This is a genomic window from Microvirga arabica, from assembly GCF_016811235.1.
Taxonomy (GTDB): domain Bacteria; phylum Pseudomonadota; class Alphaproteobacteria; order Rhizobiales; family Beijerinckiaceae; genus Microvirga; species Microvirga arabica.
On the sequence record NZ_JAFBID010000003.1, the window covers coordinates 38917 to 54719 of the forward strand.

Consider the following 15803-nt stretch of genomic DNA (forward strand, 5'->3'; position numbering starts at 1 on the left):
TCTCGCTTCTCTACCGCTCCTCTGCTATCAGGCTCTCATGACCGACAGCAACGACGATAATCGCAGGGGCCGTCCGCCGGGACGCTCCGACCGCAGCCGCACCTCCGGTGACAGGCCCCGCAAACCTCGCGAAGGTGGCGAGCGCCCCTTCCGCGCCCGTGGCGACGATGACCGCCCGCGCAAGCCCCGCGACGCCGGAGACAAACCTTTCCGCAGCCGCGATGGGGACAAGCCTTTCCGCCCACGCCCTGCGGGAGACAAGCCGTTCCGCAGCCGGGACAATGACGAGCGTCCCCGCCGCTCCGAGGGCGGCGACAAGCCGTTCCGCCCTCGCGGCGAAGGCGGCGACAAGCCCTTCCGTCCGCGTCGTGAGGAGGGCGACCGTCCCTTCCGGGGCCGTGGCGGCGACGAGCGCCCGCGCCGGTTTGATCGCGCGAGCGAGGATCGCCCGCGCCGCGCCCGTGAGGAGCAGCCTGCGGTGCAGGCCGAGCCGCAGGAGCCGGTGGAGGACCGTATCGCCAAGGTGATTGCCCGCGCGGGCGTTGCCTCGCGCCGCGACGCGGAGGTTCTGATCGCGGAAGGCCGCGTGACTCTCAACGGCAAGGTGCTGGAGAGCCCCGCCGTCAACGTGACCGCCGCCGATACGATCACCGTGGACGGCGAGCCCCTGCCCGCCAAGGAGCGCACGCGCCTGTGGCTCTTCCACAAGCCGCGCGGTCTCGTGACCACGGCCAAGGACCCGGAGGGACGCCCCACCGTGTTCGACAACCTGCCCGAGGATCTGCCCCGCGTGGTGGCGGTGGGCCGGCTCGACATCAACACGGAAGGGCTGCTGCTGCTCACCAATGACGGTGGCCTCGCCCGCGTCATCGCCCATCCGGACACCGGCTGGCTGCGCCGCTACAAGGTGCGCGCCCACGGCGAAGTGAACCAGGCCGATCTGGACGGCCTTCGCGACGGCATCACCATCGACGGCATCGACTACGGGCCCATCGAGGCGCGCCTCGACCGCATCCAGGGCGACAACGCCTGGATCACCATGGGCCTGCGCGAGGGCAAGAACCGCGAGATCAAGCGCATCCTGGAGCATATGGGCCTGCAGGTGAATCGCCTGATCCGCATGTCCTTCGGCCCGTTCCAACTCGGCGACCTCGAGGTCGGCTTGGTGGAAGAGGTGCGCACCAAGGTGCTCAAGGATCAGCTCGGGGCCGCGCTTGCGGTGGAAGCAGGCGTCGATTTCGAAAGCCCCGTGCGCGAGCCTATCGCGCCCTTCGGCTCGTCGAAGAAGGAACGCCCGGAGCGTGACGAGCGCCCGGCCCGCGCCTCCCGTGGGCGCGACGAGGAGCGTCCGCGCCGCCGTCGTGACGATGACGAACGGCCGTTCCGTGCCCGTGACGGCGAACGCCGCGGCCGCGACGAGGAGGAGCCCGCAAAGCGTCCCTCGCGCCTCGACCCGAAGCGCAGCGTGTGGCGCGCCGGCGAGACCGACGAGGATGCGCCGAGCAGGAAGGTGCCGCGCCGCGGCGCCGATCCGCGCGAGGCCCGTGCTGCGTCCGGGGAGCGCCAGCGCGAACGCATGGGCGCGATTACCTCCAAGGAAGGCCGCAAGGTCCGGGTGGAGCGCCTGGTGCGCCAGCCCGAGGCGGAGGAAGCGCCCGCTCCGCGCAGGGGCCGCGGAACCTCGGCATCCCGCGATTGGGATCCGGTCGGCCGCACAGGCCGCGGCGGAGAGTCGGCAGGGCGTGCCCGCGAGGGTGGCGAACGCCCGCGCCGTCCCGGCGGCAACCGCCCCTTCGGAGCCCGCGAAGGCGGCGAGAACAGCGTGTTCAAGCCGCGGGGCGAGCGTCCGTTCCGCTCCCGCGAGGGTGGCGACGACCGCCCCCGCCGCACCGAGGGAGACCGCCCGTTCCGCGCCCGCGGCGATGATGACCGTCCCCGCCGCGGCCCTCCGCGAGGCGGTGCCGGCGGTGGCTTCAAAGGCGGACCCAGGGGTGCGTCCAAGGGAGGCGCCTCGAAGGGCGGCTTCAAAGGTGGTTCCAAGGGCGGGCCGCGCGGCCGCCGCTGATAGGGGTTAAGCCATGAGAATCGTGGGCGGGCGCTGGCGCGGCCGCTCGCTCAAGGGGCCGAGCTCGGACGCCATCCGCCCGACCTCGGACCGCCTGCGCGAGACACTCTTCAACATCCTCCAGCATTCCTACGACGACCCGGTCGAGGGCGCACGCGTGCTCGACCTCTTCGCCGGCACCGGCGCCCTCGGGCTGGAGGCCCTCTCGCGCGGCGCCGCCTTCGCGCTCTTCGTCGACGACGGCGCGCAGGCCCGCGGTATCATCCGCGAGAACGTGGAAGCTTTAGGCGCCGGCGGCGCCACCCGCCTCTTCCGCCGCGACGCCACCCGCATGGGCGAGGCCGCACCCAACACCCCCTTCTCCCTGGTGTTCTGCGACCCGCCTTACGGCAAGGACCTCGCACCCAAGGCGCTCCGCTCCTGCGCGGAAGGCGGCTGGCTAGTGCCGGATGCGCTCGTGATCGTGGAAGAGGCGCAAGGCGTCGAGGTCTCTCTGCCGGAACGCTTCGAGGAGATCGAGCGGCGGGACTACGGGGAGACCAAGGTGGTGTTCGGGCGGTTCAGGGGGTAATCGCTCCGTCCAACCTCCACATCCTCTCACAAGACGGTTGTCCTAGGGTTGATTCTGCATAACATTGCGTCACCGCGCCGTTAGGCGCCATTGTTGTGACTGCGATGGGGATCGTCATGGCCGAACCGTTTCTCTGGGGATCTCCGTTCTCGCTTCCCACAACGGTCCCGTGGGATACTCCTCATGTGATGGCGCTCAGGAACGGCACTTTCCTGGTTCTCGGCGTGACAGGAGCAGATTGGGATGATCGCGCATTCAAAGCCTGGATTTACAATGCGGATGGCTCGCTCAAGGAGGAGAAGAGCCTTGAAATACCCAATGCCTACCGGGTCGAGGCGAACGCCTATGATTTTGAGAAGTATGTTCTGACTCCCGTTGCGGCGGAACTCCCGGACGGTCGCATCGGCATTACGTGGTCCATGTCACAAAACAACGGTGCGCACTATCGTGTTGCATGGTTGAGTCTCTACGGAGCCGATCTGCAGCCTCTGGGTCCGGCTCAATCGATCGCCGGCCTCAAGCGCAGCATCCCATATTCAGATGGGACTTACGCCTCAGACGATGTCATTAGCCTCAGTGACGGCCGTCTCGCCGTTGCCTACCGGAGCTATGCCGGCGAGGCCTTTCTGCGCATTTTAGGAACGGATGGCACTCTCTCGAATCCCATAAGCGTAGGTACCACATTTGGGGCCGATATCTCCACGTTCGCCAGTCTTGGTTCCGTAATCGATCTGACAGTCCTTTCAAACGGCAAGATGGTCGTTGGTGTTCGCGCGAGCGAAACAGCGAACCATTTTTACATTGTAGACCCTTCAGATGCTGCAAATCCCACCCTGTCAGACTGCTTCACCGTTCCGGTGAATACCCCCTCAGGCCTGAACTCAATTGAAGTGACTGCCCTTGAAGTTGGCGGATTCGTTGTGACATGGGTCGAGATGGGGAAGACCATTCCCACTTCGGAACCGACAGTCACGGTTAAATTCCAAGTCTTTGACGCTGCAGGCGGCAAGATCACCGGAGAACCGCTGGCAGTTTATGCGAGCGCCGAGGAGGCCAGCTCAGTCGGCACCCCCTACATCCTGTCGCTTCCGGGAGGCGGCTTTGCCCTTGCGGCCCAAGTTGTCCCAAGTGATTTCCCCATGAACTCGGAAGTTCGCCTTGAGATCTTTGACGCAACGGGCGCACGTGTGAGTGACAGGTTGCTCGTGAGCAGGCCCGCCGCAGAAGGCCTGTTCTCCCTTAAAGGGTTGTCCCTTCTGGCCGATGGTCGCATCGCTGTGCATCTCTCAAGTGGCATCCAGATCGTCGATCCGCGAGACAAGGCAATCTCACTCAAAGGCACTGCGCAGAACGACTACTACATCGGCACGGCGTTCAACGACACCTTCGAGAGCAGCGCGGGAGCGGACAGGCTCGAAGGCGCAGGCGGCAACGACACCTATCAGGTGGACAATGCCGGCGACCGGGTTGTTGAGAAGGCCAACGAAGGCATCGACACAATCGAGACGAGCGTCAGCTATGCCTTGAGCGCCCATGTCGAGCACCTCACCGCCACAGGCTCCGCCTCCGTCGCCCTCACGGGCAACGAATTGTCGAACACGATCACCGGCAATGCAGGCAACAATACGCTCGACGGCGGCGCGGGAGCCGACGTGCTCAACGGCGGGGCCGGCTTCGACTTTGCATCCTTTGCCTCGTCGGCAACAGGCGTCGCAGCAAGCCTCGGCGGGGGCGCAGGAGACAGCTTTGTCGCCATCGAAGGCATCATCGGCTCAGGCTTTGCTGATACCCTCATCGGCAATGGCACCGCCGAATTGCGCGGAGCAACCGGTGGCGACACCTATCGGGTGCGCGCCGGCGACGTGGTGGTGGAAGCACTCGGCCAAGGCAGAGATACGGTGCTCGCCTCCACCTCCTATGCGCTCTCCGCAGGAGCCGAGATCGAGGTGCTGAAACTCACGGGCGTGTTATCGCGCGCGTCCGCCAGCCTGACCGGCTCCAACACCGCCAACGAGATTGTCGGCCATGTAGGCCGGACCACGATCAAGGCGGGATCCGGCAACGATAAGATCTACGGTGGTCTGGGCAACGATAGCCTGTGGGGCCAGAGCGGTCGCGACATCTTCGTGTTTGACACGCGGCCGAACAAGAGCACGAACGTCGACCGGGTCTATGACTTTAGGTCCAAGGATGACAGCATCTACCTGGACAACAAATACTTCACGAACCTCGGTTCAGGCACAGCCACCAAGCCGAAGAAGTTCAAGGCTGACATGTTCGTGGCGGGCAAGACGGCGCAGGATGCGGAGGACCGGATCGTCTACGACAGGAAGACCGGCGCGCTCTACTACGATCAGGACGGCACTGGCTCCAAGGCGCAGGTGAAGATCGCCACCATCGGCAACAAGGCCAAACTCTCCTACCACGACTTCTTCGTCGTCTGAGCACCATAGAGCGCGGGGACTCGCATTTCTCTCTGTCATCCCGGGGCCGCTTCAGCGGAGCCCGGGATCGATAATCGCTGACGGTCCAAATACGCGGGACGCAGTTCGCCCTCTATTGAGCTGCGGTGGTTATGGATCCCCGCCTGCACGGGGATGACAGTGGAGGCGTAAGAGCCCAAGGAATGGGCGGCGAGAGTCGACGGCCTGCAACATTTGCCCTCCCCTCCAGCGACCGCTATACCGCCTTGTCGTCATTCGTCGCGGAGGAAAGGCTCATCATGAAAGCGGTTCTCTTCGAGCAGTTCGGCCAGCCGCCCCGCGTGCAGAACGTGCCGGATCCCACGCCTTCCATGGAAGGCGTTGTGATCAAGGTGGAGGCAACGGGCCTGTGCCGCAGCGACTGGCATGGCTGGATGGGGCATGATCCCGACGTGGTGCTGCCGCACGTGCCAGGACATGAACTCGCCGGCACGGTACTCGCCACCGGCAAGCAGGTCACGCGCTGGAAGAAGGGTGATCGCGTCACGGTGCCGTTCGTGGGTGGATGCGGGCATTGCCATGAATGCAACTCCGGCAATCACCAGGTCTGCGAACAGCAGTTCCAGCCGGGCTTCACCGCTTGGGGCTCGTTCGCGGAGTACGTGGCCGTCGACTATGCAGACACGAATCTCGTTGCGCTGCCGGACGAGCTCAATTTTGCCACCGCTGCCAGCCTCGGCTGCCGCTTTGTCACATCATTCCGCGCGATCGTCGACCAGGGCCGCGTGAAGCCCGGCGAGTGGGTGGCGGTTCACGGCTGCGGCGGCGTCGGGCTGTCGGCCATCATGATCGCAAGCGCCATGGGGGCGAATGTGATCGCCATCGATGTGACCGACGAGAAGCTTGCCTTCGCGCGGGAGATGGGCGCGGTAGCGACCGTGAATGCACGAGAGAATGCAGATGTGATTGGCGCGGTGAAGGAGATCACCAGGGGCGGAGCGCATCTGTCCATAGATGCCCTGGGCAGTCCCGTGACCTGCTACAACTCCATCGCCAACCTGCGCCGTCGCGGCCGTCACGTGCAGGTCGGGCTGATGCTGGGCGATCATGCCCGCGCGTCCGTGCCCATGGCGCAGGTCATCGCCCATGAACTGGAGATCTACGGCAGCCACGGCATGCAGGCCTTCCGCTATCAGGACATGATGGCGATGATCCGCACTGGCAAGCTCGCGCCGCAGAAACTGGTCGGCAAGCACCTGAGCCTGGAGGAAGCGCCCGCCGCCCTCATGGCCATGGACCGGTTCGAAGGGCTCGGCATCAGCGTCGTCACGCGCTTCTCGTCATAAGGGGCGCGACGCTCGCATTGTTGAACACGCACGAAGAGCGCTATGTAAGTCGTCTGCTGCATTGCCGCGCTGGAGAGTTCCATGACCTATCTTCCCGCCGAAAACCGCTACGACTCGATGATCTACAACCGGTGCGGCCACAGCGGCCTTCTGCTGCCGGCGATCTCGCTCGGGCTCTGGCACAATTTCGGCGAGGACAAGTCGGCCGCGACCGCGCGGGAGATCTGCCGGACCGCTTTCGATCTCGGCATCACGCATTTCGACCTCGCCAACAACTACGGCCCACCTCCGGGCTCGGCCGAAACCCTGTTCGGCGAGATCCTGCGCCATGACTTCCACGGACTGCGCGACGAGATGGTGATCTCCACCAAGGCCGGCTACCGCATGTGGCCCGGTCCTTATGGCGAGTGGGGCAGCCGCAAGTACCTCCTCTCCAGCCTCGACCAGAGCCTCAAGCGCATGGGGCTCGATTATGTGGACATCTTCTATTCCCACCGCTTCGACCCGAACACGCCCCTGGAGGAAACCATGCTGGCGCTGGATGCCGCGGTGCGGCAGGGCAAGGCGCTTTATGTGGGCCTGTCGTCCTACAACAGCCAGCGCACCCGCGAGGCCGTTGCGATTTTGCGCGAGTTGAAGGCGCCCTGCATCATCCACCAGCCGAGCTATTCCATGCTCAACCGCTGGATCGAGGAGGATGGGCTCCTCGACACCCTCGACGATCTCGGCATGGGCTCCATCGTGTTCTCGCCGCTGGCCCAGGGCATGCTGACGACGAAGTATCTGAACGGCATTCCCGAAGAGAGCCGCGCAGCCCAAGGCAAGTCCCTGCGCACCACCTTCCTGAGCGAAGACAATCTCTCCCGCATCCGCGGCCTCAACGGTATTGCCGAGCGGCGCGGGCAGACGCTGGCCCAGATGGCGCTCGCCTGGGTGCTGCGCGGGGAGCGCGTGACCTCGGCGCTCATCGGCGCGAGCCGTCCCGAGCAGGTGGTCGACTGCGTGGGCGCGCTCAAGAACCTGTCGTTCACATCCGAGGAGCTTTCTGAGATCGACCACTTCGCCGGCGAGGGCAACCTGAACATCTGGGCGGCTTCCGCGGAGCGAAAGGGTCCTTCGCGATAAAGCGGGCCACAATCCCCAATCCCTTCGGGGATACCCCTTTCGAGGGACTTGAGAAGGCGGTTAACAAATGGTTAATGCAAAGCTTCATTGGCCATTTGTCCCAGGTCGCTTCCATGGTCCCCGTCACTGCTTCCGACAACCGCCGGCTCGCCAGGCGCTTTCCTGCCCATCACCCGGCGCAGATCATGCTGGGGCCCGACGCGATGATCCCCTGCACGGTGCGGGATATCTCGACCGGTGGCGCCAGGATCGCCCTGAAGCCCCAGATGGACCTGCCAGAGACCTTCGAGCTGTTCATTGCAGCCCATGACCTGCAGGTCCGCCGGGCGCGCGTGTGCTGGCGCAAGGGCGGTTTCGCCGGAATTGCGTTCAGCGCCGACGAGGCCGATGCCGCGATGACCGCAGAGACGCCTCGGACGCTCACCTTCGAGGATTGCCTGGATCAGGCCGCCATGCCGGCCCACCTCGCAGCCAAACCGGCGCGCAAGAACCTCAAGCTCTGGCAGACCGGCATCTGACCGTCACGAATGTCTCAAAGGAAGAGCTTCGTCAGAAGCGCGTCAGCGCCGTCCGAACAGGCGCTCGATGTCGCTCAGCTTGAGCTCGACATAAGTCGGCCGCCCATGGTTGCATTGACCGGACAGCGGCGTCGCTTCCATCTCGCGCAACAAAGCATTCATCTCCTCCGGCCGCAGGCGCCGCCCGGCGCGGATGGAGCCGTGGCAGGACATGCGCGAGAGAACCGCATCGAGCCGCTCCTCCAGTGGGTGCGACGCGCCCTGTCCCCATTCGGCGAGCGCATCGGCCACGTCCTGCACCAGCGCCTTGATGCGCCCACCGGACAAGGCCGACGGCACTTCGCGCACGAGGAGCGCGCCGTGGCCGAAGGGCTCAACCACGAGGCCCAGCCCCTCCAGCGCGGTGGCTTCCGCCAGCACCCGGTCCGCATCCACGGGGTCGAGATCGACCACTTCGGGGATCAGCAGCAATTGCCGCCCAATCCCCGACGAGGCGCGCTCGCGCTTCAGCCGCTCGTAGACGAGGCGCTCGTGTGCAGCATGCTGGTCGACGATGACGATGCCGTCCTGCGTCTGCGCGACGATATAGGTGCCGTGCAATTGCGCACGCGCGGCACCAAGCGGCGATTCCTCAGTTTGAGGCTCCATCTCATGCAGTGTTGCGCGGCTGTCAGCGGAGGGCGCGGCGAGATCCGGCAGGCTCGCCTGCCTTTCGCCAAGACCATGACCCGGTATGTAGGATTGCTCCGGCGCATCGAGCGGGACCTGCCAGTTCGCGAAAGCGCTCGTGGGGCGGATCGCATGGGTGCGATGCGGGTACGCCGGGCGCAGGGGCACCGCGCCTTGCGGGCGCAGGCTTTCCAGCGTGCGCGTGCCGCCGGTGGACGAGGCGCGGAAGGCATGGCGGGTGATGGCTTCCTTCAGGGCTGCCACCACGAAGCCGCGCACGAAAGCGGGATCGCGAAAGCGCACCTCCGTCTTGGCCGGATGCACGTTCACGTCCACTGCGCGCGGATCGAGGTCGATCATGACGGCGAGAACCGGGTGCCGGTCGGAGGCCATCACGTCCGCATAGGCGCCGCGCACGGCGCCGAGCAGCAGCTTGTCGCGCACGGGCCGTCCGTTGACGACGAAATGAATCGCCGTGCCGGTGCCGCGATGATACGTCGGCAGGCTCGCAAAACCTGTGAGCTGCACGCCCTCCCGCTCGACGCCGATGCTCATGGCGTTCTCGTGGAACTCAGGTCCCAACACCCGCGACAGGCGACGCAGGAAGCCATGCTCGCCGGGCTCCTCCGGCGGATAGGTGAAGGCCGTGATGTGCTCGCCCGACAGGGTGAAGCGGATCGTCGGATGCGCGATGGCGAGCCGCTTGACGATCTCGGCCACCGCCTGCGCCTCCGAGCGGTCGCTCTTCAGGAATTTCAGGCGCGCGGGCGTGGCGGAAAACAGATCCGTCACCTCGACGCGGGTGCCCTTCGGCGCGGGTGCAGGCCGCACCGGGCTCTTGATGCCCGCTTCCACCACGATGGCCGAGCCGGTCTCGGCCTCCGCCGTGCGGGAGGTAATGGACAGCCGCGCCACTGCACCGATGGACGGCAGGGCCTCGCCGCGAAACCCGAGAGTGCTGATGGCGAACAGGTCGCCATCCGGCAGCTTGGACGTGGCGTGGCGTTCGACCGCGAGTTCCAGATCCTCGGGCGTCATGCCCCGACCGTCGTCGACGATGCGGATCAGGCGGCGCCCGCCCGCCTCCACGGTGATCTCAACGGAGGTGGCGCCCGCGTCGATGGCGTTCTCGACCAGCTCCTTCACGGCCGCCGCCGGACGCTCGACAACCTCGCCCGCAGCGATGCGGTCGACGAGGATGGGATCGAGGCGGCGGACGTGCATGAGGATTGCGGGTCTCAAGGATTCGGATGAAGGGAAGATAGGCGTTGAAGGCGGCGGAAACCAGAACGCGCGATGTTATTCCCCTGCTGACTTGGAGCGTCATCCCGGACGGCAAAGCCGATCCGGGATCGCGTGCAGGATAGGGTGCTCTTTCCCCTCCCCCCTTGTGGGGAGGAGGGCTCTTGCGCCACTCTCGTCATACGATCCCGGGCTCCGCTACGCGGCCCCGGGATGACCATCTCTCGGCGATGACCGTCTCTCAGACCTGCGCCAACTTTCACCCCTGCGCCAAATACTGCTTCGCCAGGATCTTGCCCTCCTCCACGGCAGGCTGGTCGAATGGATCGACACCCAGCGCATAGCCGGCCAGGATCGTCTCCAGCATGAAATGCATGAGCAGTTCGCCCACAGCGCGCTCGTCGAGCTTCTCGATATGGATCTGGCGGGTCGGGCGGCCGTTGCGGGCCAGGGTGTCGGCCGTAGCGCGTCCCTGCGCGGCCACAAGATCGCCGATATGCTTGCCGCCGAAGCCGGGCTCACCGGCCCGCTTGGCGAGCTTCTCGTCCATAAGCGGTCCCTTGCCGGCCACGCCCGTGGTCATGACCGTGAAGAGCTTGTCGTTGGGGCCTGCGAGATAGAGCTGGAGTTGGCTGTGCTGGTCCACCGGGCCGATAGCCGCCACCGGCTGGGTGCCGTGGCCGTCCTTACCGACGCTCTCGGCCCAGAGCTGCACCCACCAGCGGGTGAAGCGCTCCATCCGATCCGCATAGGCCATGGCCACTGTGATGCCCTTGCCGTCGCGGGCCATGGCCACGTTGAGGGCGGCACCGAGCGCCGCCGGCGCGTCCTTGGCCGCAGCGCCGTTGCGGAACGGCTCATACGCGTCCGCGGCACCCTGGCGGATGGCCGCGATGTCGAGGCCGAGCACGGCTGCGGGCAGCAGGCCCACATTGGTAAGCACCGAGTAGCGCCCGCCGATGCCTGTGTGGTGTTCGAGAAACCGTACGCCCTCGGGCTCCAGCAGATCGCGCAGCGCATTGCGGCTGCCGTCCTTGCGCGGCTCGGACAGCCCGAGGAACACGTCCTTGGGGTGCGCGCTCAAGCCCGCCTTGTCGAGAGCCGTGAGCACGGCAATCGTCTGCATCAGGGTCTCGCCCGTGCCGCCGGATTTCGAGATCGACACGAACTTGGTCGAGGAGAGCGGCAGCTTGTGCAGCACCCGATCAAAGGTGATGGGGTCGAGATTGTCGAGGAAGTGCACCCGGGGGCTCTCGGTAAAACGCCCGGCTCCCGGCACGGCATAGTCCCTCAGCTGGGCCAGCGTCTGGCCGCCGAGGCTCGATCCCCCCGTGCCGAGGAAAACCACATCGGTGGCATCGTCGCGCAGGAAGGTGGCCGCCTCGCGGATGCTCGCCAGGTCGTCGGTGGTGCGGGGCATGTGGAGCAGCGGCAGGCGGCCTGAAGAATCGTCCTCTGCCAGCCGCTTCATGGCCTGGTCTACCAGACCTAGAGCCTCGTCCAGCGCCGCCTGCGGCAGACCGCCCTCCCCGATACTGGCATCCAGGGCAAGATCGATCGATTGCTGCAGGGGCATAGGCGTACTCCGACTCGTTGCAAGTTGGAGCGCAAGATTAGGGCACGGAGGGGGGCACGGCTAGGGCTAAGCAGGGAACCCGCCGCTCAGGCGCCCGCCATCCTCAGCAATCGCACCCGATGACCAGGATTATCTCATGGTTATCGGGCCGCTCACACGCCGGTTGGCCGCCCCGCGATTACCGTGAGCATCCGGCCGTCGCCGAAGATGCGCTCGGCAGCCTGGCGGATGTCGGCCTGGGTTACCGCACCAACAAGCGCGTTGCGGCGCGCGATGTAGTCGATGCCGAGCCCCTCGAAGGCGATTTGCGCCAGGGTGTGGGCGATCTTGGTCGAGGTATCGAAGCCGAGCGCATAGGAGCCGACAAGATAGTCCTTCGCCTTCTGAAGCTCCTCGTCGGAGGGGCCTTCGCTCGTCAGCTTCGCCATCTCATTGGTGATGACGTCGAGAGCCTCGACCACTCGCTCGTTCTTGGTGGCCGTATAGCCCCAGGTCATGGCAGCGGAGCGGTAGCTTACGAGCGACGTGCCGACGCTGTAGGCAAGGCCGCGCTTCTCGCGCACTTCCTGGAACAGGCGCGACGTGAAGGCGCCGCCGCCCAGAATGTGGTTGAGCACATAGGCCGGGATGAAGCTCGGATCGCGCCAGGCGATGCCGTTCATGCCGAAGCGGATGACCGATTGCGGCACGTCGAGATCGACCACGATGCGCGAGCCGATCTTCTGCAGCGTCGCGGGCTCGATGATGCCCAGCGGCTTCGCTTCTGGCAGGGAGGCGAACACCCTGTCGAGCAGCGCCGACAGATTGTCGGCTCCGATGGCGCCAACCACCGCGACCTTGACGCGGCCGCGGGCGATGATCGCCCGGTGCATGGCCACGAGATCGTCCCGCGTGATCGCCGCGACGCTCTCCGGTGTGCCGGAGGTCGGGCGGCCATAGGGATGACCAGCAAAACCTTCCTCGAAGAAACGGCGGGTGGCCATGACGCCGGGATCGTTCTGCTGGTATTTCAGGCCGGCAATCGTCTGGGCGCGCACGCGCTCAATGGAATCCTGATCGAAGCGCGGCTCGGCGAGCGCGAGACGCAGCAGCTCGAAGGCTTCGTCCGCATGCTTGACCAGCGTCTTCAGGGAGCCGCCGAGCGCGTCGTTGCCGGCATTGAAGGACAGCTCGATGGCGCGTGCAGCCAGGCGCTCCTGGAAGGCGTCGGAATCGTATTCGCCCGCACCCTCGTCGAGCAGCCGCGCGAGCATCTGCGCAACGCCCGGCTTGTCCGCAGGGTCGTGGGCCGAGCCGCCCTCGAAGATGAACGAGACGGCGATGAGCGGCACCACGTCGGACTCGACGTGCCAGACCTCGACACCGCCCGGCGAGGTCAGCGCCTTCACCTGGGTGGGAGACGAGGACAGGGTTTCGACAGAAGCTGTCATTGTGACCTCAAATTCTGGGGCAGGCAGCTTCAAGAAGCCGACTTCTGCAGGTAGCCCGTCACGGACCGGCGGGGGACAAGATAGCGCTCGGCCGCAGAGGCCAGATCGTCCTTGAGAACGGTCTCGATCTCCACCGGCCAGCGGCGCACCTCCTCGATGGTCTCGCCGATGGCGAGCGCCGATCCATAGATGCGCGCGAGAGAGGACTGGCTGTCGGTGGAATAGATCGTTTCGGCCACGAGACGCGTCTTGGCGCGCTCGATGGAATCCGCGTCCAGCGCCTCGGACGGGATCGTCTTGAGCACCTGATCGACGGCCTCTTCCAGGGCCTGCAGCGACACGCCCTCGGATGGAACCGCATAGACGCAGAAGCGCGTATCCTCCATGGCGGATGACATGTACCAGGCACCCGCATTCACCGCGATGCCGCGCTCCATGACGAGCTTGCGGTAGAGATACGAGGTCGGGCCGCCGCCGATGACTTCGGCGAGAAGCTCGAGCGAGTAGCAGTCGCGCTGCGAGGCCGTGCGGCAGGACGGCACGAGGTAGAGCCGCTGCATGGTGGGCTGCTCGACCTTGGGATCCGCCACGGTGATGTGACGGGCCGCCACCGGCTCGGGCTCGCGCGGACGCACGCGGATCGGCCGCTTGCCCTGCGGCGAGACACGGCCATAGGTGGTGTCGGCGAGGCGCCGCACCTCGTCCTCGGTCACGTCGCCGGCAACCACGAGGATGCCGTTCTCGGGCGTGTAGAATCGACGGTAGTAGTCGAGCGCGTGATCGCGGTTGAGGGTTTCGATCTCGTGCATCCAGCCGATGATCGGAATGCCGTAGGGGTGATGCACGAAGAGCGAGGCGGCCATGGCTTCGGACAGCTGCGCCGAAGGGTCGGTCTCGACCCGCATGCGGCGCTCTTCCAGCACCACGTCCCGCTCCGGAGCGATGACGGATTCCTCCAGGAGGAGGTTCGTCATGCGATCGGCCTCGAACTCCATCATAGTCTTGAGGTTCTCGCGGGCGACGCGCTGGAAATAGGCCGTGTAGTCGAAGGACGTGAAAGCATTCTCCTGACCGCCGAGGCCCGATACGACCTTGGAGAACTCGCCGGCCGGGTGCCTCTCGGTGCCCTTGAACATCAGGTGCTCGAGGAAGTGCGCGATGCCCGATTGACCGATCGGATCATCGGCCGATCCGTTGCGGTACCAGATCATATGCGTGACGACGGGAACGCGATGATCGGGAATAACCACCACGTCGAGGCCGTTGTCGAGGGTGAAGGAGGACAGGTTCGGGCCGCTGCCTTCCGTCCGCCCGAAGGAGGCGGCGTCCGCGCGAAGAATGGGCTTAGAGGCAGTGTCCATGACGTTTCAACCTTGGCGACATCAAATCGTTTCGCAGGATCAGACCTACGGGAATAGTCGAATTGGGGGGGTACGCAAGCGAGGCCGAGAAACTTTCCGGTGGGGAGACGGTTCGCGCAGCAGGTGAACCGAACTTGGCCTTTCAGGACCCCCATAACGTTTTCAGGCGAAGCGGGGGAACCCGTTCGCCTGAAAAAGAGAGAAGAGTTGGTGGTTACTGCCGGCGGCGCTCTTGCTGCTGGCGGATGAAGGCCTGCGGGCTGTCGGGATCGCCGTTGACCACCGGATCCGCAGAAGCTTTGAGTTTGCCGCCGCCCTGGGCCTTGAGCAGCGTCCCCGGAGGATCGCTGAGGTAGCGCCGCTCCAGGCCGTCGCCGGCCAGCTCGACCTTGTCATCCTTCGCGTATGACCGCAGCTCGTCCGGCGTCAGGCGGCTCATCTCGGCCTGCGAGCCGGAGCGCACGGGGGCCGTGGTGACGATGTTGTTCGGGTTGCGGCCGGCGCGCATCTCCTCGATGGAGAGCCGCTTTCCCTCGTTCAGCTTGTAGCTGTTGGTCTCGGTGAAGGGGGTCCGGGCCTCGACGGCCGCCTTGCGTCGGGCTGCCACATCGGGGTCCTTGGGCCAGTTGCCGTTGCGCGCTTCGGCACCGCCGCCCGGCACGGGCGCGGGCAGGTTCATGCTGGGCGGGAGCACGAGCGGAGCACGCTCGTTATAGACGATGGGGTCCTTCTCCTTGGGAATGATGCCGATGCTGCCGAGCAGGCTCTTGACGGCCTCGCCCTCCTGCGCCGAAGCGCCGGTAGCGGCAACCAGAAGCGCCAAAGCCCCTGCGCACCCTACGATTTTCATTCCCTTCATGGCACCCACCATTAATTTCTCGTTGTGGCCGGAAGGCCTGATCGCTTATTCTGGCGAACATATGGCAGCCGGACGCTGTGCAATATCATTTCTTTGCCCGACGCCCTTCCAGCACGAAGGAGTCATAAAGCAAACCGACCACCCCCGCAACGATGGCCGCATCCGCCACGTTGAACACGTACCAGGACCATGAGCCGATATGGAACTGGATGAAGTCGAACACGGCCCCATAGGCGATCCGGTCGATGACATTGCCGACGGCGCCGCCGACGATGAGGCCCAGGGATATCGCCAGGAGCTTGGCCGAGGTGCGGCGAATCCAGACAGACAGGCCGATGGCGGCCAGGATCGAGATCACGATCAAGGCCCAGCGGCCGAGATCGGAGTTCTGCTGGAACAGCCCGTAGGAGATGCCCCGGTTCCAGACCACGATCAGGTTGATGAAGGGGGCGAACTCCACCGGCTCCTTCACCGGCAGGTCGAACACGAACAGGGTGTAGAGCTTGGTCGCTTGGTCGAGGACGAGCGTGATCAGCGCGGCGGAAAAGCCGAGGATCGCAGCCGCCGAGAGGCCTTTGCGAGCCGTGCGGCTCTTGCCGGAACTCCGCGGGCTGCGCG

The 15803-nt window shown here is 65.5% G+C and carries 12 protein-coding genes; 6 read left to right on the forward strand and 6 right to left on the reverse strand.

Annotated features, from left to right (window positions below; translation table 11 throughout):
- Nucleotides 1–37: 37 nt before the first annotated feature.
- The 6 genes from JQC81_RS02435 to JQC81_RS02460 all read left to right on the forward strand — a co-directional run bounded on the left by JQC81_RS02435 (nt 38) and on the right by JQC81_RS02460 (nt 8048).
- Nucleotides 38–2065, forward strand: coding sequence for a pseudouridine synthase (locus JQC81_RS02435; RefSeq protein WP_203270129.1), 2028 nt, complete (start codon nt 38–40; stop codon nt 2063–2065).
- 13 nt (nt 2066–2078) lie between these two features.
- Nucleotides 2079–2636 carry a 16S rRNA (guanine(966)-N(2))-methyltransferase RsmD gene (gene rsmD, locus JQC81_RS02440; protein WP_203270130.1) on the forward strand — a complete coding sequence of 186 codons (558 nt, stop codon included), beginning with the start codon at nt 2079–2081 and terminating at the stop codon, nt 2634–2636.
- Nucleotides 2637–2752: 116 nt separating this feature from the next.
- Nucleotides 2753–5080 (forward strand): calcium-binding protein, encoded by a 2328-nt coding sequence (locus tag JQC81_RS02445; protein ID WP_203270131.1) that lies wholly within the window; start codon nt 2753–2755, stop codon nt 5078–5080.
- Nucleotides 5081–5358: 278 nt separating this feature from the next.
- Entirely contained in the window at nt 5359–6405 is a 1047-nt protein-coding gene (locus JQC81_RS02450; protein ID WP_203270132.1) for a zinc-dependent alcohol dehydrogenase family protein, read from the forward strand.
- 81 nt (nt 6406–6486) lie between these two features.
- Nucleotides 6487–7530, forward strand: a complete 1044-nt coding sequence (mgrA, locus tag JQC81_RS02455; protein ID WP_203270133.1) for an L-glyceraldehyde 3-phosphate reductase — start codon at nt 6487–6489, stop codon at nt 7528–7530.
- Between the two features lie 113 nt (nt 7531–7643).
- On the forward strand, nt 7644–8048 hold the full coding sequence (locus JQC81_RS02460; protein WP_203270134.1) for a PilZ domain-containing protein: 405 nt from the start codon (nt 7644–7646) through the stop codon (nt 8046–8048).
- Between the two features lie 42 nt (nt 8049–8090).
- Here JQC81_RS02460 and mutL read toward each other — a convergent pair whose 3' ends face one another.
- The 6 genes from mutL to lspA all read right to left on the reverse strand — a co-directional run bounded on the left by mutL (nt 8091) and on the right by lspA (nt 15741).
- Nucleotides 8091–9941 carry a DNA mismatch repair endonuclease MutL gene (mutL, locus tag JQC81_RS02465; protein WP_203270135.1) on the reverse strand — a complete coding sequence of 617 codons (1851 nt, stop codon included), beginning with the start codon at nt 9939–9941 and terminating at the stop codon, nt 8091–8093.
- A 277-nt stretch (nt 9942–10218) separates the two neighbouring features.
- Nucleotides 10219–11535 carry a phosphoglucose isomerase-related protein gene (locus tag JQC81_RS02470; RefSeq protein WP_203270136.1) on the reverse strand — a complete coding sequence of 439 codons (1317 nt, stop codon included), beginning with the start codon at nt 11533–11535 and terminating at the stop codon, nt 10219–10221.
- Between the two features lie 152 nt (nt 11536–11687).
- Nucleotides 11688–12965 (reverse strand): M16 family metallopeptidase, encoded by a 1278-nt coding sequence (locus JQC81_RS02475; protein WP_203270137.1) that lies wholly within the window; start codon nt 12963–12965, stop codon nt 11688–11690.
- 29 nt (nt 12966–12994) lie between these two features.
- On the reverse strand, nt 12995–14326 hold the full coding sequence (locus tag JQC81_RS02480) for a M16 family metallopeptidase (protein ID WP_203270138.1): 1332 nt from the start codon (nt 14324–14326) through the stop codon (nt 12995–12997).
- Between the two features lie 214 nt (nt 14327–14540).
- Nucleotides 14541–15185: a hypothetical protein gene (locus JQC81_RS02485; protein ID WP_203270139.1), complete on the reverse strand. Its 645-nt coding sequence runs from the start codon at nt 15183–15185 to the stop codon at nt 14541–14543.
- A gap of 85 nt (nt 15186–15270) precedes the next feature.
- The gene (lspA, locus tag JQC81_RS02490) at nt 15271–15741 is read right to left on the reverse strand and encodes a signal peptidase II (protein ID WP_376772362.1); all 471 of its coding nucleotides are present in this window, start codon (nt 15739–15741) and stop codon (nt 15271–15273) included.
- Nucleotides 15742–15803: the final 62 nt, after the last annotated feature.